General features: G+C 59.2%; 20 protein-coding genes and 1 riboswitch. Of the genes, 7 read left to right on the top strand and 13 right to left on the bottom strand.

Annotated features, from left to right (window positions below; translation table 11 throughout):
- Positions 1–91 precede the first annotated feature (91 nt).
- Genes ACJ69_RS02455 through ACJ69_RS02445 form a run of 3 tightly spaced genes read left to right on the top strand, consistent with a single transcriptional unit; the run spans position 92 to position 3,050 of the window.
- Entirely contained in the window at positions 92–853 is a 762-nt protein-coding gene (locus ACJ69_RS02455) for an endonuclease/exonuclease/phosphatase family protein (protein WP_023334979.1), read from the top strand.
- Positions 850–2,088 carry a cardiolipin synthase ClsB gene (gene clsB, locus ACJ69_RS02450; RefSeq protein WP_047648324.1) on the top strand — a complete coding sequence of 413 codons (1,239 nt, stop codon included), beginning with the start codon at positions 850–852 and terminating at the stop codon, positions 2,086–2,088. The genes ACJ69_RS02455 and clsB overlap by 4 nt, the downstream gene beginning before the upstream one ends.
- A complete protein-coding gene (locus ACJ69_RS02445; protein ID WP_023310857.1) occupies positions 2,088–3,050 on the top strand; it encodes a lysylphosphatidylglycerol synthase domain-containing protein in 963 nt (320 codons plus the stop codon). The genes clsB and ACJ69_RS02445 overlap by 1 nt, the downstream gene beginning before the upstream one ends.
- Before the next feature lie 105 nt (positions 3,051–3,155).
- Here ACJ69_RS02445 and ACJ69_RS02440 read toward each other — a convergent pair whose 3' ends face one another.
- The 6 genes from ACJ69_RS02440 to moaA all read right to left on the bottom strand — a co-directional run bounded on the left by ACJ69_RS02440 (position 3,156) and on the right by moaA (position 6,635).
- The gene (locus tag ACJ69_RS02440) at positions 3,156–3,863 is read right to left on the bottom strand and encodes a Bax inhibitor-1/YccA family protein (RefSeq protein WP_029742164.1); all 708 of its coding nucleotides are present in this window, start codon (positions 3,861–3,863) and stop codon (positions 3,156–3,158) included.
- A gap of 64 nt (positions 3,864–3,927) precedes the next feature.
- Positions 3,928–4,380: a molybdopterin synthase catalytic subunit MoaE gene (gene moaE / locus ACJ69_RS02435; protein WP_059346372.1), complete on the bottom strand. Its 453-nt coding sequence runs from the start codon at positions 4,378–4,380 to the stop codon at positions 3,928–3,930.
- A 1-nt stretch (position 4,381) separates the two neighbouring features.
- Positions 4,382–4,627, bottom strand: coding sequence for a molybdopterin synthase sulfur carrier subunit (gene moaD, locus ACJ69_RS02430; protein ID WP_023334974.1), 246 nt, complete (start codon positions 4,625–4,627; stop codon positions 4,382–4,384).
- Positions 4,620–5,105: a cyclic pyranopterin monophosphate synthase MoaC gene (gene moaC, locus ACJ69_RS02425; RefSeq protein ID WP_047650631.1), complete on the bottom strand. Its 486-nt coding sequence runs from the start codon at positions 5,103–5,105 to the stop codon at positions 4,620–4,622. The genes moaD and moaC overlap by 8 nt, the downstream gene beginning before the upstream one ends.
- A 3-nt stretch (positions 5,106–5,108) precedes the next feature.
- The gene (moaB, locus tag ACJ69_RS02420) at positions 5,109–5,621 is read right to left on the bottom strand and encodes a molybdenum cofactor biosynthesis protein B (RefSeq protein ID WP_024908761.1); all 513 of its coding nucleotides are present in this window, start codon (positions 5,619–5,621) and stop codon (positions 5,109–5,111) included.
- A gap of 24 nt (positions 5,622–5,645) precedes the next feature.
- Positions 5,646–6,635, bottom strand: coding sequence for a GTP 3',8-cyclase MoaA (gene moaA / locus ACJ69_RS02415; RefSeq protein ID WP_059346371.1), 990 nt, complete (start codon positions 6,633–6,635; stop codon positions 5,646–5,648).
- A riboswitch (molybdenum cofactor riboswitch) is annotated at positions 6,623–6,756 on the bottom strand. Its footprint overlaps the gene before it by 13 nt.
- A gap of 225 nt (positions 6,757–6,981) precedes the next feature.
- On the opposite strand from moaA, the gene yvcK reads away from it, so the two are divergent.
- Positions 6,982–7,890: a uridine diphosphate-N-acetylglucosamine-binding protein YvcK gene (yvcK, locus tag ACJ69_RS02410; RefSeq protein WP_023310851.1), complete on the top strand. Its 909-nt coding sequence runs from the start codon at positions 6,982–6,984 to the stop codon at positions 7,888–7,890.
- Positions 7,891–7,962: 72 nt separating this feature from the next.
- Here the strand turns inward: yvcK and uvrB are convergent, their stop codons facing one another.
- Positions 7,963–9,978, bottom strand: a complete 2,016-nt coding sequence (gene uvrB / locus ACJ69_RS02405) for an excinuclease ABC subunit UvrB (protein ID WP_059346370.1) — start codon at positions 9,976–9,978, stop codon at positions 7,963–7,965.
- A 752-nt stretch (positions 9,979–10,730) separates the two neighbouring features.
- On the opposite strand from uvrB, the gene ACJ69_RS02400 reads away from it, so the two are divergent.
- Positions 10,731–11,453, top strand: coding sequence for an ABC transporter ATP-binding protein (locus ACJ69_RS02400; protein WP_054830221.1), 723 nt, complete (start codon positions 10,731–10,733; stop codon positions 11,451–11,453).
- Here ACJ69_RS02400 and bioD read toward each other — a convergent pair.
- Genes bioD through bioB form a run of 4 tightly spaced genes read right to left on the bottom strand, consistent with a single transcriptional unit; the run spans position 11,416 to position 15,043 of the window.
- A complete protein-coding gene (gene bioD, locus ACJ69_RS02395; protein WP_167347070.1) occupies positions 11,416–12,117 on the bottom strand; it encodes a dethiobiotin synthase in 702 nt (233 codons plus the stop codon). The genes ACJ69_RS02400 and bioD overlap by 38 nt on opposite strands.
- A complete protein-coding gene (bioC, locus tag ACJ69_RS02390; RefSeq protein ID WP_059346369.1) occupies positions 12,110–12,865 on the bottom strand; it encodes a malonyl-ACP O-methyltransferase BioC in 756 nt (251 codons plus the stop codon). The genes bioD and bioC overlap by 8 nt, the downstream gene beginning before the upstream one ends.
- A complete protein-coding gene (gene bioF / locus ACJ69_RS02385; RefSeq protein WP_059346368.1) occupies positions 12,849–14,006 on the bottom strand; it encodes an 8-amino-7-oxononanoate synthase in 1,158 nt (385 codons plus the stop codon). The genes bioC and bioF overlap by 17 nt, the downstream gene beginning before the upstream one ends.
- A complete protein-coding gene (gene bioB, locus ACJ69_RS02380) occupies positions 14,003–15,043 on the bottom strand; it encodes a biotin synthase BioB (protein ID WP_029742173.1) in 1,041 nt (346 codons plus the stop codon). The genes bioF and bioB overlap by 4 nt, the downstream gene beginning before the upstream one ends.
- 86 nt (positions 15,044–15,129) lie before the next feature.
- Between bioB and bioA the strand changes: the two genes are divergently transcribed.
- Together bioA and ACJ69_RS02370 are read left to right on the top strand one after the other, a co-directional pair.
- Positions 15,130–16,419 (top strand): adenosylmethionine--8-amino-7-oxononanoate transaminase, encoded by a 1,290-nt coding sequence (gene bioA / locus ACJ69_RS02375; RefSeq protein ID WP_032665221.1) that lies wholly within the window; start codon positions 15,130–15,132, stop codon positions 16,417–16,419.
- Positions 16,420–16,467: 48 nt separating this feature from the next.
- Entirely contained in the window at positions 16,468–16,944 is a 477-nt protein-coding gene (locus ACJ69_RS02370; protein WP_029742175.1) for a kinase inhibitor, read from the top strand.
- Between the two features lie 103 nt (positions 16,945–17,047).
- Here the strand turns inward: ACJ69_RS02370 and hutH are convergent, their stop codons facing one another.
- A complete protein-coding gene (gene hutH / locus ACJ69_RS02365; protein ID WP_059346367.1) occupies positions 17,048–18,568 on the bottom strand; it encodes a histidine ammonia-lyase in 1,521 nt (506 codons plus the stop codon).
- A complete protein-coding gene (gene hutU, locus ACJ69_RS02360) occupies positions 18,568–20,253 on the bottom strand; it encodes a urocanate hydratase (RefSeq protein ID WP_059346366.1) in 1,686 nt (561 codons plus the stop codon). The genes hutH and hutU overlap by 1 nt, the downstream gene beginning before the upstream one ends.
- Positions 20,254–20,309: the final 56 nt, after the last annotated feature.

The raw sequence follows: 20,309 nt of genomic DNA, 5'->3' as shown, positions 1-20,309 counted from the left end.
CGCACTTTACGGAAAATTCCGTAACGCCGCATCTTTTTGTGACGCCGACTACACTTTATTTTCATTGGGATAGTCACTCAGGAAGGAGCTTATGACTCAAAAAATGCAGCATTTCTCGCTTAAGGTGCTGACGATAAACATTCATAAGGGCTTCACAGCATTTAATCGCCGCTTCATTTTACCGGAGCTGCGCGACGCGGTTCGCACCGTCAGCGCGGATATTGTCTGCCTGCAGGAGGTGATGGGCGCACACGAAGTGCATCCGCTCCACTTTGAGAACTGGCCCGACACGCCGCACTATGAATTTCTGGCCGACACCATGTGGAGTGATTACGCCTACGGCCGCAACGCGGTCTACCCGGAAGGGCATCACGGAAACGCGGTGCTGTCCCGCTACCCCATTGAACATTACGAAAACCGCGACGTTTCCGTCGGGGAAAGCGAAAAACGCGGCCTGCTTTACTGCCGCATTACGCCGCCCGACCTCGAGCGACCCGTACATGTCGGCTGTGTTCATCTGGGCCTTCGCGAAGCCCATCGTCAGGCGCAGCTGAAAATGCTGGCCGAATGGGCCAACGCCCTTCCCGAAGGTGAACCGGTGGTCGTGGCGGGCGATTTCAACGACTGGCGACAGCGGGCAAACCATCCGTTGAAGGTGGATGCCGGACTGGAGGAGATTTTTACTCGCGCCAACGGCAGGCCTGCGCGCACCTTCCCGGTCCGTTTCCCGCTGCTTCGGCTTGACCGCATCTACGTGAAAAATGCCCACGCCAGCAGCCCGACCGCCCTGGCGCTCCTTAACTGGCGACATCTTTCCGACCACGCCCCGCTCAGCGCGGAGATCCACCTATGAAATGTTCCTGGCAGGAAGGCAACCGGATCACGCTGCTGGTCAATGGGGACGAGTACTACCCGGCCGTGTTTAAGGCAATTGATAACGCGCAGCAGAAGGTGATCCTCGAAACCTTTATCTGGTTCGAAGATAACGTCGGCAAGCAGTTGCACAGCGTGCTGCTGCGCGCCGCCCGGCGCGGCGTCAAAATTGAAGTGCTGCTTGATGGCTATGGTTCGCCGGATCTCAGCGATGCGTTTGTGAATGAGTTGACCTCCGCGGGCGTGGTGTTCCGCTACTACGATCCCGGCCCTCGCCTGTTCGGCATGCGTACCAATCTTTTCCGCCGGATGCACCGCAAAATTGTGGTGGTGGACGAGACGGTGGCGTTTGTCGGCGGCATTAACTATTCCGCTGAGCATATGTCCGACTACGGCCCGGAAGCGAAGCAGGACTACGCGATTCGCATTGAAGGCCCGGTGGTGCAGGACATTTTGCTGTTTGAACTGGAGAACCTGCCGGGGAAAGAGGCCGTTCGCCGCTGGTGGAGACGCCGCCATCGCCCGGAAGAGAACCGGAAGCCCGGCGAAGCGCAGGCCCTTTTCGTCTGGCGGGATAACGGCGAGCACCGGGACGACATTGAACGTCATTATCTCAAGATGCTCGCCAACGCGAAGCGCGAGGTCATCATCGCCAACGCCTACTTTTTCCCGGGCTACCGTCTGCTGCACGCCATGCGCAATGCGGCCCGACGCGGGGTACGCGTGAAGCTGATTGTGCAGGGCGAGCCGGATATGCCGATAGTCAAAGTCGGCGCGCGGCTGCTGTATAACTATCTGGTGAAGGGCGGCGTACAGATCTACGAATATCGACGCCGACCGCTGCACGGCAAAGTAGCGCTGATGGACGATCACTGGGCAACCGTGGGTTCCAGTAATCTCGATCCGCTGAGCTTATCGCTCAATCTCGAGGCTAACCTGATCATTCACGATCGCCAGTTTAACCAGACCCTGCGGGATAACCTGCAGGCGCTAATCGTTAACGACAGCGTGCGCGTGGACGAATCCATGGTCCCTAAACGCACCTGGTGGAACTTGGGCATCAGCGTGGTGGTGTTCCACTTTCTACGCCATTTCCCGGCCATGGTCGGCTGGCTGCCAGCGCATACGCCTAAGCTTGCGCAGGTGGATCCGCCGGTACAACCGGAAATGGAAACCCAGGACCGTATTGAAGCGGAAGACGGAGGCAAACCCTGATGTCGAAATCGCATCCGCGCTGGCGGCTGGCAAAAAAGATCCTGACCTGGCTGTTTTTTATTGCGGTCGCGGTTCTGCTGGTGGTCTACGCGCAGAAAGTTGACTGGGAAGAGGTGTGGAAAGTCATCCGCAACTATAACCGGATGGTGCTGCTGGGCGCTGTGGGGTTAGTTATTGTCAGCTACCTGATGTACGGCTGCTATGACCTGCTGGGCCGCGCTTACTGCGGCCACAAGCTGGCCAAACGTCAGGTTATGCTGGTGTCGTTTATCTGCTACGCCTTTAACCTGACGCTGAGCACCTGGGTCGGCGGCATCGGCATGCGATATCGCCTTTATTCGCGGCTCGGCCTGCCGGGCGGGACCATCACGCGCATTTTCTCGTTAAGCATCACCACCAACTGGCTGGGCTATATTCTGCTCGGCGGGGTGATCTTCACCATCGGCGTAGTGCAGCTGCCCGCGCACTGGTATATCGATGAGGCCACGCTGCGCATTCTGGGCATCGTACTGCTGCTGATTATCGCCGTGTATCTGTGGGCCTGCGCCTTTGCCAAACGCCGCCATATGACCATCAAGGGGCAAAAGCTGGTATTGCCCTCGTGGAAGTTTGCGGTGCTGCAGATGGCAGTCTCCAGCGCCAACTGGATGGCGATGGGGGCCATTATCTGGCTGCTGATTGGCGAGGACGTGAACTACTTCTTCGTGCTGGGCGTGCTGCTGGTGAGCAGCATTGCGGGCGTGATTGTGCATATTCCGGCGGGGATCGGCGTGCTGGAAGCGGTATTTATCGCCCTGCTGGCCGGGGAGCATGTCTCTCAGGGAACGATTATCGCGGCCCTGCTGGCGTACCGCATGCTGTATTACTTCCTGCCGCTGGCGCTGGCAACGGTCTGTTATCTGGTGCTGGAGAGTCGGGCGAAAAAGCTGAGAGCGAAGAACGAGAAGGCCTTAGCGAAATAAAAGCAAAACGGCAACCTTGTTGCCGTTTTTAGTGTTTATTCCCTCTCCCGTGGGAGAGGGTCAGGGTGAGGGCACCAGACCGCACCGCCACCCGGCAAAATAACCTTAACGACGGTTGCCGAAAATACGCAGCAGCATCAGGAACAGGTTGATGAAGTCCAGATACAGCGTCAGCGCGCCCAGAATCGCGTATTTGCGCAGGTTTGAACTGTCGCGTACGTCGATCTGCTCGCCGATGTTTTTCAGCTTCTGGGTGTCATACGCCGTCAACCCAACGAAGATCACCACCCCGATGTAGGTCACAGCCCACATCAGCGCGTCGCTCTTCAGCCACAGGTTTACCAGCGACGCCAGCACAATCCCAATCAGCCCCATAAACAGCATGCTGCCTAAACCGCTCAGATCGCGCTTCGTGGTGTAACCGTAGAGGCTCATCACGCCGAACATCCCGCCGGTCACCACAAAGGTGCTGGCGATGGAAGAGTAGGTGTAGACGATGAAAATACTGGAAAGCGTCAGCCCCGTTAGCGCCGAATAGAGCATAAACAGCGTGGTCGCCATTCCGGCACTGAGCTTTTGCACCAGACCCGACAGCACAAACACCAGCGCCAGCTGCGCGATAATCAGCCCAAAGAAGGTGATTTTGCTGGAGAAGATAAACATCATCAGTTCAGGCGTGTTCGCCGCATACCACGCGATAAACGCGGTAAGCAGCAGGCCAACCGTCATCCAGCCGTACACCTGAGCCATATACGTCTGCAGGCCGCTACGGGTCTGCTGTACTATTGAATCGGAACGCGGAAATCGGTCCATGATTCACTCCTGATTAAGATTAAGTAGACACACACGTTAAGATTAACACATCCACGTAAACCGACTACCAACGGCTGGCAGCTTGTTTATCGCTGTCGCGAGATTCTACCCATCGGTCACCTTCTGGCGTGGCTTCGCGCTTCCAGAACGGCGCTTTGGTTTTGAGGTAATCCATAATGAACTCCCCTGCCGCAAACGCGCTGCCGCGGTGCGCGCTGGTCACCCCGACGAAGACAATCTCCTCGCCAGGCCACATCTCGCCGATGCGGTGAATAACCGTGACGCGGCCAAGCGGCCAGCGGCCTCGCGCCTCGTCGACAATCTCCGTCAGTGATTTCTCGGTCATCCCCGGATAGTGCTCCAGCGTCAGTGCCTTCACGCTGTCGCCGAGGTTGTGGTTGCGCACTTTGCCGGTGAAGGTGACAACCGCGCCGTCTTCATCGCGTTCCGCCAGCCAGCTGTATTCTGTCCCTACGTTAAAACGCTCGGGGCTCACCAGAATTCGGGTTTCAGCCATCTTAGCCCCCCGTTACTGGCGGGAAGAAGGCCACTTCATCGCCTTCTTTCAGCGGATGGGTGAACTCCACCAGCGTTTGGTTAACGGCGGCCAGCAGCTTGCCTTCGTCCAGCGCCAGCGCCCAGCGGTCGCTTTGTGCCGCCAGATGCGCGCGCAGGGCGGCGACGTTTTCGAAGGACGCATCCAGCGTCAGGCTGTCGGTATTCACCAGCTCGCGCACCTGCGCAAAAAAGAGCACCTTAATCATGGCTATCCACCTTAAAATCACCGGATTTGCCGCCGCTTTTTGCCAGCAGGCGAACCGGGCCAATCACCATATCTTTCTGCACCGCTTTGCACATGTCGTAGATAGTCAGTGCGGCAACTGAGGCCGCCGTCAGCGCCTCCATCTCCACGCCGGTTTTGCCGGTTAAGCGGCACAGCGATTCAATCCGCACCCGATTGTGCTCCGGCTGCGCCTGCAGGTTCACTTCCACCTTGCTCAGCATCAGCGGATGGCACAGCGGAATGAGCTCCCAGGTCCGTTTGGCGGCCTGAATACCGGCGATGCGCGCGGTGGCAAAGACGTCGCCCTTATGGTGGCTGCCGTCGATAATCATCGCCAGCGTTTCCGGCAGCATAGTGACAAACGCTTCCGCGCGCGCCTCGCGCACCGTTTCGGCTTTGGCGGAGACGTCCACCATATGCGCTTCACCGGCGGCGTTAATGTGGGTCAGTTGTGACATAGCTTATTTCTTTAAATGGGGATGGAAATTACACGGACGGGTACGGGCGTCCAGCTGCGGGGCGATGATATTTTCCCACGCGGTGCGGCAGGCTTTGGTCGAGCCCGGCATGGCGAAAATCAGGGTTTTGTTAGCCACCCCAGCCACCGCGCGCGACTGGAGCGTGGAGGTACCAATCTCTTCAAAGGAGAGCATGCGGAACACCTCGCCGAAGCCTTCTACCTCGCGGTCGAACAGCGGGATCAGCGCTTCGGGGGCCTGATCGCCTGCGGTAAAACCGGTGCCGCCGGTGATCAGCACCACCTGCACCTCATCGCTCGCAATCCACTGCGAAACCTGCGCGCGAATGGCGTAGCGGTTCTCCTTCACTATCGCTTTATCGACGATGTGATGCCCCGCGTCATGGGCCGCCTCGCGCAGCCAGTGGCCGGAGGTATCATCCTCTTCGCCGCGGCGATCGGAAACGGTAAGGATAGCAATGCGTGTCGGGATAAATTCTGCGCTTACCTGACTCATCTTCTGATTCCTTCTTAAGCCTGATTACCCGCCGATGTAGGACAGGTTCTGAGTAATACCGGTATTGCCCTGATGCAGGAAGTGGGTCTGTTTTTTATGCGTCAGAGCTTCAGAAATGCGTGCTTCAAGCGCGTCCTGCTGCGCATCGTCTTCCAGCAGATCGCGAAGATCTACGCCGCCGTCGCCGAACAGGCAAAGATGGAGCTTGCCAACGGAGGAGACGCGCAGGCGGTTGCAGCTGGCGCAGAAGTCTTTCTCATAGGGCATGATAAGCCCTATCTCACCTTCGTAATCCGGGTGGCAGAAGACCTGCGCCGGGCCGTCGCTGCGCTGGCGGATCTGGTGGATCCAGCCGCGTCTCAGCAGCGCGTCGCGCAGCACCATGCCGGAGATGTGATGGCGACGGAACAGCTCGCTGCCCTCGCCGGTTTCCATCAGCTCGATAAAACGCAGCTGTATAGGGCGGGATTTGATCCACGCCAGGAAGGTATCGAGCTGATGATGGTTCACATCACGCATCAGCACCGTGTTGACTTTGACCTTCTCGAACCCGGCCGCAAATGCCGCGTCGATGCCGTCCATAACCTGCTGGAATTTATCCTGGCCGGTAATAGCGTGGAACTGACGGGCGTCCAGGCTATCGACGCTGACGTTGATCGCCGTCAGCCCCGCATCGCGCCAGTTCGCCACGTCACGCGCCATGCGGTAACCGTTAGTGGTCACGGCAATCTGGCGGATACGTTCGTTTTCACGCACGGCGGCAATGATGTCGGGAAAATCACGGCGCAGAGAGGGTTCGCCGCCGGTCAGACGCACTTTTTCGGTGCCGAGCTCAGAGAAGGCGCGCGTGACGCGGCGCACTTCATCCACGGAGAGAAAGCCGTTATTGGTGACGCTGCCCGGTTTGTAGCCATCGGGCAGGCAGTAGGTGCAACGGAAGTTGCACACATCGGTAATCGACAGACGTAAGTAATAAAACTTACGCGCGAAAGCATCAGTAAGTTGTGAAGCCATGTACACCTTTCCAGATCGGGAGGCACAGTCATTTCTTTCTGTACCCTGGTGGCAAATTCGCCACGGCCAGAGCGCCATATCTTTCGACACAGGCACAAAGGCTAGAGTGTATGTTTTCAATTTTGAAAACGTGGTTAGGGCGATAGTAGCGCGGAAATTCTGACGACGCCATTATCGCTTCACGCTATATAATTATCTATATAGCGAATCGATCCTGCATTTTCGCTACAGAATACCTAAAAACCGCATTTTCACATTGATATACGTCATTTTGCATCGGGTGAGGCATCGTCTTTTAGGGGTAGTTAGGTTACTGTTACGCGATCGAACGTGATAAGGAATACGTATGCGCAATCGCACTTTTGCGGATCTTGACCGAGTGGTCGCTCTTGGCGGAGGACACGGCTTAGGCCGGGTTATGTCCTCTTTGTCGTCACTCGGCTCAAGGCTGACAGGGATAGTGACCACCACCGACAACGGCGGCTCAACCGGGCGCATTCGTCGTGCCGAAGGCGGCATTGCCTGGGGAGACATGCGCAACTGTCTGAACCAGTTAATTACCGAGCCAAGCGTCGCGTCGGCGATGTTTGAGTACCGTTTTGGCGGTAATGGCGAACTTTCCGGGCATAACCTCGGAAATCTGATGTTAAAGGCGCTCGATCACCTGAGCGTAAGGCCTCTGGAAGCCATCAACTTAATCCGTAATCTGCTCAAAGTGGACGCATTCCTGATCCCCATGTCCGAACAACCGGTTGACTTGATGGCGATCGATGCCGAAGGGCATGAAGTTTACGGCGAGGTGAATATTGACCAGCTCATCCTGCCGCCCACGGAGTTAATGACCTACCCGAGCGTACCCGCCACGCGAGAAGCGGTGGAGGCCATTGGGGAAGCGGATCTTATCCTGATCGGCCCGGGCAGTTTTTACACCAGCCTGATGCCAATTCTACTCGTAAAAGAGCTGGCGCAGGCGCTGCGCCGCACCCCTGCCCCGATGGTTTACATCGGTAACCTGGGACGTGAACTGAGCCCGGCGGCGGCGAGCCTGTCGCTGGCAGACAAGCTTGAATTAATGGAGCAGTACGTCGGTAAAAAAATCATCGACGGCGTCGTGGTGGGGCCGAAGGTGGATGTGTCGGGTATTGGCGACCGCGTGGTGGTGCAGGAGCCGCTGGAAGCGAGTGATATTAAATATCGCCATGACCGTCACCTGCTGCGCGAGGCGCTGGAGAAGGCGATTCAGGCGCTGGGTTAGGTTCATTTTGTGCGGCCTGTTGCTCTCACCCCGGCCCTCTCCCACAGGGAGAGGGAGAAAACATTGCTTTACTCACGATGCCGCGATGAAAAGATCCCGCAGCTGATGTAGCTGGTCGCGGATTTGCGCCGCCTCTTCGAACTCCAGGTTCTGCGCGTGCTGCATCATCTGCCCTTCCAGCTCGTGGATTTTCTGCTGCAGCGCTTTCGGCGTCAGCACGACGGTATCTTCTTCCACCACTGAACGCGCCTTGCCGCGACCTTTCGCTTTGGTTTTGGCAATGTTCTGACCCAGCGCCAGAATATCCACCACCTTCTTGTTCAGCCCCTGCGGCGTGATGCCGTGCTCTTCGTTGTAGCGCTGCTGTTTCTCGCGGCGGCGCTCCGTTTCGCCAATCGCTTTCGCCATCGACGGGGTGATTTTGTCACCGTACAGAATCGCTTTACCGTTGACGTTACGCGCCGCACGGCCGATGGTCTGGATCAGGGAGCGTTCAGAACGCAGGAAGCCCTCTTTGTCCGCATCCAGAATCGCCACCAGCGAGACTTCCGGCATATCCAGACCTTCTCGCAGCAGGTTGATCCCCACCAGCACGTCAAACTCGCCCAGACGCAGATCGCGGATAATCTCCATGCGCTCCACGGTGTCGATATCCGAGTGCAGATAGCGCACCTTCTCGCCGTGCTCTTCGAGATACTCGGTGAGGTCTTCCGCCATGCGCTTGGTGAGCGTGGTCACCAGCACGCGCTCGTTGATAGCGGAACGAGCGCGGATCTCTGAGAGCAGATCGTCCACCTGCGTGGCCACCGGACGAACTTCAATAATCGGGTCGAGCAACCCGGTCGGACGCACAACCTGATCGACAACGTCTACACCGGATTTCTCCAGCTCGTAGTTGCCCGGCGTGGCCGAGACGTAGATGGTTTGCGGCGCGAGCGCCTCAAACTCTTCAAATTTCATCGGGCGGTTATCCAGCGCCGACGGCAGTCGGAACCCGTACTCCACCAGCGTCTCTTTACGCGCCCGGTCGCCGCGGTACATCCCGCCGATCTGCGGGATCGTGACGTGGGATTCGTCGATTACCAGCAAACCGTCTGCCGGCAGGTAATCAAACAGCGTCGGCGGCGGCTCGCCCGGCCCGCGTCCGGAGAGGAAGCGCGAGTAGTTTTCAATGCCGGAGCAGTAGCCCAGCTCGTTCATCATCTCAAGGTCGAACTGGGTGCGCTGGCTGAGGCGCTGCTCTTCCAGCAGCTTATTGTTCGCCAGCAGCACCTTACGGCGCTCGGCCAGCTCCACTTTGATCTCTTCCATCGCCTGCACGATACGCTCGCGCGGCGTCACGTAGTGCGTTTTCGGGTAGATGGTAAAGCGCTGGATCACCGACTCAACGTGTCCGGTCAGCGGGTCGAAGAGCGACAGGCGTTCAACCTCTTCGTCAAACAGCTCGACGCGCAGCGCCATATCGTCCGATTCCGCCGGGAAGATGTCGATCACCTCACCGCGTACGCGGAACGTCCCGCGCTGGAACGCCTGATCGTTACGGGCGTACTGCAGCTCCGCCAGACGACGAACGATGGCGCGCTGGTCGATGATCATCCCCTGCGTCAGGTGCAACATCATCTTGAGATAGAGATCCGGATCGCCCAGACCGTAGATCGCGGAAACCGACGCAACGACGACCACGTCGCGACGCTCCAGAAGCGCCTTAGTGGCCGACAGACGCATCTGCTCGATGTGTTGGTTCACCGAGGCATCCTTCTCGATGAAGGTGTCAGAGCTCGGTACGTAGGCTTCAGGCTGGTAGTAATCGTAATAGGAGACGAAATACTCCACCGCATTTTCCGGGAAGAACTCTTTCATCTCGCCGTAAAGCTGTGCGGCCAGGGTTTTATTGGGCGCCAGCACCATCGTTGGGCGCTGGAGATCCGCAATCACGTTGGCGATGGTGAAGGTTTTACCCGAGCCGGTTACCCCCAGCAGCGTCTGGTGCGCCAGCCCATCTTCCAGCCCCTCTTCCAGACGACGGATCGCCTCAGGCTGATCGCCAGATGGACGGAAAGCAGAATTCAATTTGAACGGTTTACTCATGGGCGACAACCTGATGACGTTATAAGCGGCAGGTGAGTAATTTTACTCGTTGTTGCCAGGAATGCCAGTAAAAAACACTGGATGAAAAACCAGTATCATGTCAGGATATTTAGCATAGCGCCTGAATGATTAGTGGGATAACGGCCAAAATTTGGACTGTGACAATATAAAACACCAGTCAGGTCAGGTTATCCCCAGAACTTTTTCTTTTTTAACATTTGTCAAGCCAGGTAATGATAGTTTTGTGGCAACCGGTGACACTTTCATGACGGGAATTGCTTTTATCTAAGCAATTAAATAATAAACGATATTTTCTAAAGCCGCGTTTCGCGCCAATTTGGGCGTAAGCCGCGTCTTCTCTCGCTTATCGCGTGTTTTCTAACTCTAATGCACATGGTTATCCACAGGAATAGTGGATAACTGCTTCCAGCCCATGCAGACTGGCGCTCGGCAAATTCCCGGTTTTTCCCACGAGACGGCAGTAAAAAAATTTTATAGCTATTTTTTGATGATTAACAGTTGCGTCATTCATAACCAACCGATGGGATCTTGCTCACATTTTCATCATTTTGGGTTCTGCACCACAACTCACCACCTCCAGCACCGTCGATGTGCAATCCGGTTTTTTATAAACCGCTTTCCGGTGATTTATTCCTAAAAAAGCCGTTTATTTGAACACTTTTCCGTTTCTGGCAGGGGTTTTGCAGATTCAAACACGAGCCTCACCTACACACATTTTTAAGGAGAAAAAGATGTTGAGTCTGCGTGCTGTGAATCAGTTTTACGGAAGCCAACATACGCTATGGAACGTGAATTTGGATTTTCCGCAAGGGATGTGTACTGGCGTCGTTGGCCTGCCGGGGATGGGGAAAACCACCCTCATGAATTGCATCGCCGGGAGAGTGCCCGTTGAAAGCGGCAGCATCATCTGGCACGAGGCGGGCGCGCCGCCGCGCGACTTGCTTAACCTGCCGCCAGAACAGCGCTCAAGACCAGGGATAGGCTATGTCCCGCAGGACAGGCGGATCTTCTCCCAGCTAACGATTGAGGAGAATCTGCATATCGCCATGCGGGCGATGGGTAAACCCAACCCGGAAGCAAAAAGTGACGTTTACGACCTGTTTCCGGCGCTCTACGCGTTGCGGCAGGCCCGCGCCAACACGCTCTCTCCGGACGACCAGTACCAGCTGGCGCTGGCTAATGCGCTGGTGAACCGTCCGCACCTGCTGATCCTCGATGAGCCCCTGCACGGCGCAGGACACAGCTTCGCCCAGAGGCTGGGGCAGCTGCTGGTGCGCTTAAACCGGGAGTTAGGTATGACGGTACTGCTAGCGGAGCAGCAGCTGTCGTTTATCCGCCGCGTTGCGGACCGTTTCTGTATGCTTTATCGCGGGCGTAACGTGGCGCAGGGCCACGTTAACGAACTGGATGACGAGCTTATCGCGCACTGGATGTCGCGGGAAGCAAGACGCTGAGATCGAGATAACGTCCGGTGTCGGCATTTTCCGCGCCGTCTGCAAGCCAGGGAATTTCCCCGAGGCACGGGGCGGGAAGTACGCGCCTGAGCGTCGCCAGATACTCCTGGTGTCGTTTCCCCGGCGCAACCACGTCGTTGGCTATCCAGCCCGCCAGACGCAGCCCGGCCTGCTGCACGGCCTGCGCGGTCAACATGGCGTGATTGATACAGCCCAGCCTGACGCCGACGACCAGAATGACCGGAAGCTGCTCGGCCTGCACCCAGTCAGCAAACGTCTGCGTGTCCGAAAGCGGCGTAAACCAGCCGCCTGCGCCTTCCACCAGCACCCAGTCGGCCTGGCTTTCCAGCGTCCGTAACCCGGCTGACAGCACGGTGAAATCAATCGGACGACCTTCGTCAGCGCTGATGATGTGCGGCGAGGTCGGCTCGGCAAAGGTGTACGGATTGACCGCTGAATAGGCAAGCTCACACGTGCTGTTACGCTGGAGCGCCAGCGCGTCGGTGTTGCGTAACCCTTCCACCGTCATCTCGCTGCCGGAAGCAACCGGCTTATACCCGGCGGTGTTTTTTCCGATCAGTCGTGCCGCCTGCAGCAGCGCCGAGCTGGCCACCGTTTTGCCCACTTCCGTATCCGTTCCGGTGACAAAATAACGTTCACTCACGTTCGATAATCCCATGAAAAAGTTGATAAGAAAGCGGGAAATGTCCCCGCTGCTGCGGCCAGGCCAGCTCCAGACGCTGCAGCTGGCCCCGGGTCAGCGGTTTTTTCTCCCGTCCGGCATGCAGGTGCGTGGCCCCGATGCCCTTCAGCGAGCGCATCGCGCTGAACGCATCGCTAAAATTGAGGGTGATGGTCTGCACCGTGCTGCGGTAGCGCCAGCCTGCCAGCGCCTGCGTCACCTGGTCATGCGATAAAAAGCGGTTAGCGTGCGGCTGCTCATCCACCGCTTTCCACGCCTGATTCAGCTCCGGCAGCGAACTTTCCAGCAGGGTGGTAAAGGCCACCTTCCCGCCCGGTCGCGCCACGCGATAAAGCTCGCGTAAGGCCTGCGGCAGGCTGCTGCACCACTGGACCGCCAGATGACTCCAGACCAGATCGAACTGCGCATCCGCCAGCGGGATCGCCTCGATATCGGCCAGCAGATAATGGTGCGCGGCCTGTCGCTGACGCGCCTCGTCGAGCATCTGCTCTGAGAGGTCGATAGCCGTGACCTGGCTTCCCGCCCCGCGCCAGTAGCGGCTGTTGCTGCCGGGACCACAGCCGGCGTCCAGCACCTGCGGAAAATGGTTCTCGCCAAGCGCGGCCAGAAGCCCCTCCGCGCTCTGACGCTGCAGCTCATCGTGCTGCGAATAGCTCTGCGCGGCCCGGCCAAATGCCGCCGCAACGGCCTGTTTATTTACCGGCATCATGGAGCACCTCCAGCAGCGTCTGGATATCCCGTGCCTCATGCGCCGCCGTCAGGGTTAAACGCAGCCGCGCGGTACCCGGCGGGACCGTTGGCGGGCGAATGGCGGTCACCCACATGCCGCGCTCGCGCAGCGCCTGTGCCAGCGCCAGCGCGCGACCGTTTTCGCCGACAATCACCGGCTGGATGGCGCTTTGCGAATCGGGGCTGTGGAAGGGCAGCGCCGCTAGCCCCTGGCGGAAGCGGGAGATATGCTCCGCCAGCCGCTGACGACGTTCATTCCCTTCTGCGCTGCGGATCACCGCCAGCGACGCAGACAGCGCCACGGCCTGCGCCGGGGGCATGCTGGTGCTATAGATCAGGTGTCGGGCAAACTGCAGCAGATAGTCGGCGACGGAATCGCTGCACAGCACGGCGGCGCCGCTGACGCCAAAGCCTTTGCCGAAGGTGACGATCAGCAGCTCCGGCTTCACGTTTTGCTGATACGCGCTGCCGCGACCTTCGTCGCCCATTACGCCAATGCCGTGGGCATCGTCAACCAGCAGCCAGGCGTTTTGCCGCTTTGCGGCCTCGTGCAGCGCGGCAAGCGGCGCGCTGTCGCCGTCCATGCTGAACACCCCTTCGGTGACCGCCAGCTGCTGTCCGTCGCAGGGTTTATCCAGCAGCGCGGCGAGCTGCCCCGCATCGTTATGGGCAAAGCGGCGCAGCTGCGCCGGGCTTAAATTTGCCGCCTCCAGCAGCGAGGCGTGGCTCAGGCGGTCAGCGACAATGCGGTCCTCTTTTCCCATCAGGGCGGTAATGACCGCCTGATTGGCGGCAAAGCCGGAGATGAACAGCAGCGCGCGCGGGTAGCCGAGCCAGTCGGCAAGCGCTTCTTCCAGCGCCTGATGCGCCGTGGTGTATCCGCTGACGTGTCCCGAGCCGCCGCTGCCCACGCCAAACCGCTCCGCACCCTGCTGCCAGGCGCGGATGATGGACGGATGCTGGCTCAGCCCGAGATAGTCGTTGCTGGAGAAATTACAAAACTGCCGCCCCTCGCGGGTAAGAAAACGGCCCGCGCCGTTTTCCACCACTCTGCGAACGCGAAACGCCTCTGCCGCCCGGCGTTCGTCCAGCGCGGTATTAATGCGCGCCTGCCAGGTCATACGGCTGCCGCGTTGTAGAACTGGTCGGTGTCGGCGTTGAAAATCTGCTGCTCCAGCTGCTGCTGTTGCTCGTTATCGCCCGTCAGCACCTCGGTCTGATGCGGGTTAAGCCCCAGCTTGCGGAACAGCTGAACGTCTTTGTCCTCTTCCGGGTTCGGCGTGGTCAGCAGCTTGCAGCCGTAGAAGATGGAGTTGGCTCCGGCCATAAAGCACATCGCCTGGGTCTGCTCGTTCATCTGCTCGCGACCGGCGGAGAGGCGCACGAAAGAGGTCGGCATCATGATGCGCGCCACCGCGATGGTGCGGATAAAATCAAACGCATCCACGTCGTCGTTGTCCGCCATCGGCGTGCCCTTAACCTTCACCAGCATGTTGATCGGCACGCTTTCCGGCGGGGTCGGCAGGTTCGCCAGCTGCAGCAGCAGGCCCGCGCGGTCTTTCACCGTTTCGCCTAAGCCGACAATACCGCCCGAGCAGACCTTGATCCCCGCGTCACGCACTTTATCCAGCGTGTCCAGACGCTCCTGATAGGTCCGCGTGGTGATGATGTTGCCGTAAAATTCCGGCGAGGTGTCGAGGTTATGGTTGTAGTAGTCCAGCCCTGCGGCGGAGAGGCGCTGCGCCTGCTCGTCGTTCAGCGTGCCGAGCGTCATACAGGCTTCGAGGCCCATCTCCTTCACGCCCTTCACCATCTGCTCCAGATACGGCATGTCGCGATCGTGCGGGTTCTTCCACGCCGCGCCCATGCAGAAGCGGGTCGAGCCGGCGTTTTTCGCCTTCCGCGCCGAGTCGAGCACCTGCTCCACCTCCATCAGCCGTTCAGATTCCAGGCCGGTTTTGTAGCGCGCACTCTGCGGGCAATATTTGCAGTCTTCCGGACAGGCGCCGGTTTTGATCGACAGCAGCGTGCTGACCTGAACATGGCGCGGATCGAAGTGCTGACGATGCACCTGTTGGGCTTCGAACATCAGCTCAAGGAAAGGTTTATTGAATAATTCAGTGACTTGCGACATCGTCCAGCGTGCGTGGTGAGCCATCGGGCTTCTCCAAAGGGTTTTGTTAATTTTCGGTTCGGTTTATACTCGTAAACCTAAAACTTTTCAAAATGGTTTACAAGTCGATTATGACCCAGGACGATCTCGCCTTCGACAAGCAGCATATCTGGCACCCTTACACTTCCACTACCCGCCCTCTTCCCGTTTATCCGGTGGCCTCGGCCCACGGCTGCGAGCTGCACCTCGCCAGCGGCGAACAGCTCGTTGACGGGATGTCTTCGTGGTGGGCGGCCATTCACGGGTACAACCACCCGCGCCTGAATGCGGCGATGAAGGCCCAGATTGACCAGATGTCGCACGTGATGTTTGGCGGAATCACCCATCAGCCCGCGGTGGATTTATGCCGTCGTCTGGTGGCAATGACGCCTGAATCGCTGGAGTGCGTGTTCCTGGCCGATTCCGGCTCCGTGGCGGTGGAAGTGGCGATGAAAATGGCGCTGCAGTACTGGCACGCGAAGGGCGAAACGCGCCAGCGGTTCCTCACCTTCCGCAACGGCTATCACGGGGATACCTTCGGGGCGATGTCGGTGTGCGATCCGGACAACTCGATGCACAGCCTGTGGAAAGGCTATCTGCCGGAAAACCTGTTTGCCCCTGCCCCGCAGAGCCGTTTCGACGGCGAGTGGAACGAGATGGACATGGTAGGTTTCGCCCGGCTGATGGCGGCGCATCGCCATGAAATCGCCGCGGTGATCCTCGAGCCGATTGTGCAGGGCGCAGGCGGAATGCGGATGTACCATCCGGAATGGCTGAGACGTATTCGCAGGATGTGCGACCGCGAGGGCATTCTGCTGATTGCCGATGAGATCGCCACCGGCTTTGGCCGCACCGGCAGGCTGTTTGCCTGCGAGCATGCAGGCATTGCGCCGGATATTCTGTGTCTGGGCAAGGCGCTGACCGGCGGCACCATGACGCTCTCCGCCACGCTCACGACCCGTCAGGTTGCCGACACCATCAGCGACGGCGAGGCGGGCTGCTTTATGCACGGCCCGACGTTTATGGGTAATCCGCTGGCCTGCGCCGTCGCAAGCGAAAGCCTGGCCATTCTGGAGAGCGGCGAGTGGCAGACGCAGGTTGCGGCGATTGAGGCGCAGCTGAAAGACGAGCTGAGCGCCGCCTCGGGCGCGAATTTCGTGGCAGACGTGCGCGTGCTGGGCGCCATCGGCGTGATTGAAACCACCCATCCGGTGAATATGGCGGCGCTGCAGCGCTTCTTCGTTGAGCAGGGCGTCTGGGTGCGGCCTTTCGGCAAGCTTATCTACCTGATGCCGCCGTACAGCATTACGCCGGAGCAGCTGCGTAAATTAACCGACGCGGTTGTAACAGCCGTTAACATTCCCGCGCATTTCACGATGTAACCCTATGCATTACACTTGCTGGACGAGCGATCAACGAGGGTAAACCGTATGAAAATCATCAGTAAAGATCTGCGCGACGGTGAAAAACTGCCGGAGCGCCACGTATTCAACGGCATGGGGTATCAGGGAGACAATATCTCCCCACACCTGGCGTGGGACGAGGTTCCGGCCGGAACCAAAAGCTTTGTCGTAACCTGCTACGACCCGGATGCGCCTACCGGCTCCGGCTGGTGGCACTGGATTGTGGCGAACCTGCCTGCCGACACGCGCGTCCTGCCGCAGGGCTCCGGTTCAGACCTGGTTGCCCTGCCTGAAGGCGCCCTTCAGACGCGCACCGATTTTGGTAAAGCGGGCTACGGCGGCGCGGCGCCGCCAAAAGGGGAAACCCACCGCTATATCTTCACGGTGCACGCGCTGGATGTGGAGAAGATTGAGGTCGATGAAGGGGCGAGCGGCGCGATGGTAGGGTTTAACGTGCATTTCCATTCGCTGGGCAGCGCGTCGATTACGGCGATGTATTCATAATAGTGCGGGCTGATGCCCTCACCGCGGCCCTCTCCCACAGGGAGAGGGAGAAAACCGGGCAATTCCCTCTCCCAGTGGGAGAGGGTTAGGGTGAGGGTAAAAATCACAGCACCGAAGGTAACAGTCCTACAAGGCTTCCCTCTTCCAGAAGCTGCATCGCCTTATCAATATCCGGCGCAAAGAAGCGGTCGTCATCGTAGTGCGATACATGCTCGCGCAGCGCATGACGCGCCTGCTCCAGCAGCGGGCTGGATTTTAGCCCTTCACGCAGATCGACACCCTGACATGCCGCCAGCCATTCCACCGCCAGCACGCCGCGGGTGTTGGAGGCCATTTCCCACAGACGACGTCCGGCAGCCGGTGCCATCGAAACGTGATCTTCCTGGTTCGCTGACGTTGGCAGGCTGTCCACGCTGTGCGGGTGCGACAGGGCTTTGTTCTCGCTCGCCAGCGCCGCCGCGGTCACCTGGGCAATCATAAAGCCCGAGTTGACCCCGCCGTTACGCACCAGGAACGGCGGCAGCTGGGACATATGTTTATCCATCATCAGCGCAATACGGCGCTCGGACAACGCGCCGACTTCGGCAATCGCCAGGGCGATATTATCCGCCGCCATTGCCACCGGCTCGGCGTGGAAGTTGCCCCCGGAGACCACCTCGTTTTCCTGGGCGAACACCAGCGGGTTGTCGGACACCGCGTTGGCCTCCACCAGCAGCACCTCTGCCGCCTGGCGCAGTTGCGTCAGGCACGCGCCCATCACCTGCGGCTGACAGCGCAGGGAATACGGATCCTGCACCTTTTCGCAGTTATGGTGTGAATCGGCAATTTCGCTGGTGTCGGTAAGCACGTGACGGTACATCGCGGCGGCATCAATCTGCCCGCGCTGACCGCGCACCTCGTGGATGCGGGCATCGAACGGGCGACGCGAGCCCAGCACGGCTTCGGTGGTCAGCGCACCGCATACTACCGCCGAGGCAAACAGATCTTCCGCTTCAAACAGGCCGCGCAGCGCGAAAGCGGTCGATGCCTGCGTGCCGTTCAGCAGCGCAAGCCCCTCTTTCGCCGCCAGGGTGATCGGGTTTAACCCGGCTTTTTTCAGCGCCTCTTTCGCAGGAAGCCACTCGCCCTGCCAGCGCGCTTTGCCTTCGCCCAGCAGCAGCAGCGACATGTGCGCCAGCGGCGCAAGATCGCCGGATGCGCCGACGGAACCTTTTGCCGGGATCCACGGATAGACTTCCGCATTGACCAGGGCCATCAGCGCCTGAATCACGCTCAGGCGAATGCCGGAGAAACCGCGCGCCAGGCTGTTGATTTTGAGGACCATCATCAGACGGACAATCTCATCGTCCAGCGGCTGACCCACGCCAGCGGCATGCGACAGCACCAGCGAACGCTGTAAGTTTTCCAGATCGTGCGTCGCGATGCGGGTCTGCGCCAGCAGGCCAAAGCCGGTGTTAATCCCGTAGGCGGTTCGCCCTTCAGCAACGATGGCTTCGACGCAGGCGACGCTGTCGTTAATGGCGGCGTGGGCGCTTTCATCCAGCGAAAGGGTGACCGGTTTACGCCAGACGTTACGCAGCTGCTTGAGCGTCAGCGAGCCGGGAGTGAGTGTTAATGCGTTCATTAATGCTTTCCTTGTGTGGCAGGGATCATCGGCAGGTTAAGGCCCTGCTCTTTGGCACAGTCAATGGCAATTTCGTAACCCGCATCCGCGTGACGCATCACGCCGGTGGCCGGGTCGTTGTGCAGCACGCGAGCGATACGCGCGGCGGCTTCATCGGTTCCGTCGCAGACGATGACCATCCCGGAATGCTGGGAGAAGCCCATCCCCACGCCGCCGCCGTGGTGCAGCGACACCCAGGTCGCGCCGCTGGCGGTATTCAGCAGAGCGTTCAGCAGCGGCCAGTCGGAGACCGCATCCGAGCCGTCGCGCATGGCTTCGGTTTCGCGGTTCGGGCTGGCGACGGAGCCGGAATCCAGGTGGTCGCGGCCGATGACGATCGGCGCGGAGACTTCACCGCTGCGCACCATTTCGTTGAAGGCGAGGCCGAGTTTTTGACGCCACTCCAGCCCTACCCAGCAGATACGCGCCGGCAGGCCCTGGAAGTTAATGCGCTCGCGGGCCATGTCCAGCCAGTGATGCAGGTGTTCGTCATCGGCGACGATCTCCTTCACTTTGGCGTCGGTTTTGTAGATATCCTCCGGGTCACCGGACAGGGCAACCCAGCGGAACGGACCGATACCGCGGCAGAACAGCGGGCGAATATAGGCAGGAACGAAGCCCGGGAAGTCGAACGCGTTATTCACGCCCATCTCTTTCGCCATCTGGCGGATGTTGTTGCCGTAGTCAAAGGTCGGAATGCCCATCTGGCTAAAGCCCAGCATGGCGGAGACGTGTTCGGCCATGGCGCGTTTCGCGGCAAGCACCGTGCCTTCCGGGTCGGTTTCCGCTTTTTGCTGATATTCTTCCCACGTCCAGCCTTTTGGCAGGTAACCGTGCAGCGGGTCATGGGCGCTGGTCTGGTCGGTGACCAGATCCGGACGCACGCCGCGGGCGACGAGCTGCGGGAGAATGTCCGCCGCGTTGCCGCACAGGGCAATCGACACCGCTTTGCCTTCGGAGGTGTATTTTTTGATGCGCGCCAGCGCATCGTCCAGATCGGTTGCCTGCTCATCGACGTAGCGGGTGCGCAGACGGAAATCAATTCTGCTCTGCTGGCACTCAATGTTCAGCGAGCACGCGCCGGCAAGCGTGGCGGCCAGCGGCTGCGCGCCGCCCATGCCGCCAAGACCCGCGGTCAATACCCAGCGGCCTTTCAGCGAGCCGTTATAGTGCTGGCGACCGGCTTCCACGAAGGTTTCATAGGTGCCCTGCACGATCCCCTGGCTGCCGATGTAGATCCAGCTACCCGCGGTCATCTGGCCATACATCGCCAGCCCTTTTGCGTCCAGTTCGTTGAAGTGTTCCCAGGTGGCCCAGTGCGGCACGAGGTTAGAGTTAGCGATCAGCACGCGCGGCGCGTTTTTGTGCGTTTTGAACACGCCCACCGGCTTGCCGGACTGCACCAGCAGGGTTTCGTCGTGTTCGAGTTCGCTCAGGGATTTTACAATTGCGTCATAGCATTCCCAGTTGCGCGCGGCGCGGCCTATGCCGCCGTAGACCACCAGCTCGTGGGGGTTTTCCGCCACCTCAGGGTCGAGGTTGTTCATCAACATGCGCAACGGGGCTTCGGTGAGCCAGCTTTTGGCGGTAAGCGTGGTGCCGCGCGCGGCGCGGACGTCCTGCTGGCGGTATTTACCTGACGACATTGTGTGCTCCTCATAGGGGACAGATGATGCATTTAGATATACTTGTATAGACAAGC

It is taken from the genome of Enterobacter asburiae (assembly GCF_001521715.1).
Lineage (GTDB): Bacteria > Pseudomonadota > Gammaproteobacteria > Enterobacterales > Enterobacteriaceae > Enterobacter > Enterobacter asburiae.
This window is presented reverse-complemented; position numbering and strand designations above follow the sequence as displayed.

What these genes read in the sequence shown, in the direction of transcription:
- ACJ69_RS02455 (WP_023334979.1), top strand. Translation starts at nt 92, where the DNA reads ATGACTCAAAAAATGCAGCATTTCTCGCTTAAGGTGCTGACGATAAAC.
- clsB (WP_047648324.1), top strand. Translation starts at nt 850, where the DNA reads ATGAAATGTTCCTGGCAGGAAGGCAACCGGATCACGCTGCTGGTCAAT.
- ACJ69_RS02445 (WP_023310857.1), top strand. Translation starts at nt 2,088, where the DNA reads ATGTCGAAATCGCATCCGCGCTGGCGGCTGGCAAAAAAGATCCTGACC.
- ACJ69_RS02440 (WP_029742164.1), bottom strand. Translation starts at nt 3,863, where the DNA reads ATGGACCGATTTCCGCGTTCCGATTCAATAGTACAGCAGACCCGTAGC.
- moaE (WP_059346372.1), bottom strand. Translation starts at nt 4,380, where the DNA reads ATGGCTGAAACCCGAATTCTGGTGAGCCCCGAGCGTTTTAACGTAGGG.
- moaD (WP_023334974.1), bottom strand. Translation starts at nt 4,627, where the DNA reads ATGATTAAGGTGCTCTTTTTTGCGCAGGTGCGCGAGCTGGTGAATACC.
- moaC (WP_047650631.1), bottom strand. Translation starts at nt 5,105, where the DNA reads ATGTCACAACTGACCCACATTAACGCCGCCGGTGAAGCGCATATGGTG.
- moaB (WP_024908761.1), bottom strand. Translation starts at nt 5,621, where the DNA reads ATGAGTCAGGTAAGCGCAGAATTTATCCCGACACGCATTGCTATCCTT.
- moaA (WP_059346371.1), bottom strand. Translation starts at nt 6,635, where the DNA reads ATGGCTTCACAACTTACTGATGCTTTCGCGCGTAAGTTTTATTACTTA.
- yvcK (WP_023310851.1), top strand. Translation starts at nt 6,982, where the DNA reads ATGCGCAATCGCACTTTTGCGGATCTTGACCGAGTGGTCGCTCTTGGC.
- uvrB (WP_059346370.1), bottom strand. Translation starts at nt 9,978, where the DNA reads ATGAGTAAACCGTTCAAATTGAATTCTGCTTTCCGTCCATCTGGCGAT.
- ACJ69_RS02400 (WP_054830221.1), top strand. Translation starts at nt 10,731, where the DNA reads ATGTTGAGTCTGCGTGCTGTGAATCAGTTTTACGGAAGCCAACATACG.
- bioC (WP_059346369.1), bottom strand. Translation starts at nt 12,865, where the DNA reads ATGATGCCGGTAAATAAACAGGCCGTTGCGGCGGCATTTGGCCGGGCC.
- bioF (WP_059346368.1), bottom strand. Translation starts at nt 14,006, where the DNA reads ATGACCTGGCAGGCGCGCATTAATACCGCGCTGGACGAACGCCGGGCG.
- bioB (WP_029742173.1), bottom strand. Translation starts at nt 15,043, where the DNA reads ATGGCTCACCACGCACGCTGGACGATGTCGCAAGTCACTGAATTATTC.
- bioA (WP_032665221.1), top strand. Translation starts at nt 15,130, where the DNA reads ATGACCCAGGACGATCTCGCCTTCGACAAGCAGCATATCTGGCACCCT.
- ACJ69_RS02370 (WP_029742175.1), top strand. Translation starts at nt 16,468, where the DNA reads ATGAAAATCATCAGTAAAGATCTGCGCGACGGTGAAAAACTGCCGGAG.
- hutH (WP_059346367.1), bottom strand. Translation starts at nt 18,568, where the DNA reads ATGAACGCATTAACACTCACTCCCGGCTCGCTGACGCTCAAGCAGCTG.
- hutU (WP_059346366.1), bottom strand. Translation starts at nt 20,253, where the DNA reads ATGTCGTCAGGTAAATACCGCCAGCAGGACGTCCGCGCCGCGCGCGGC.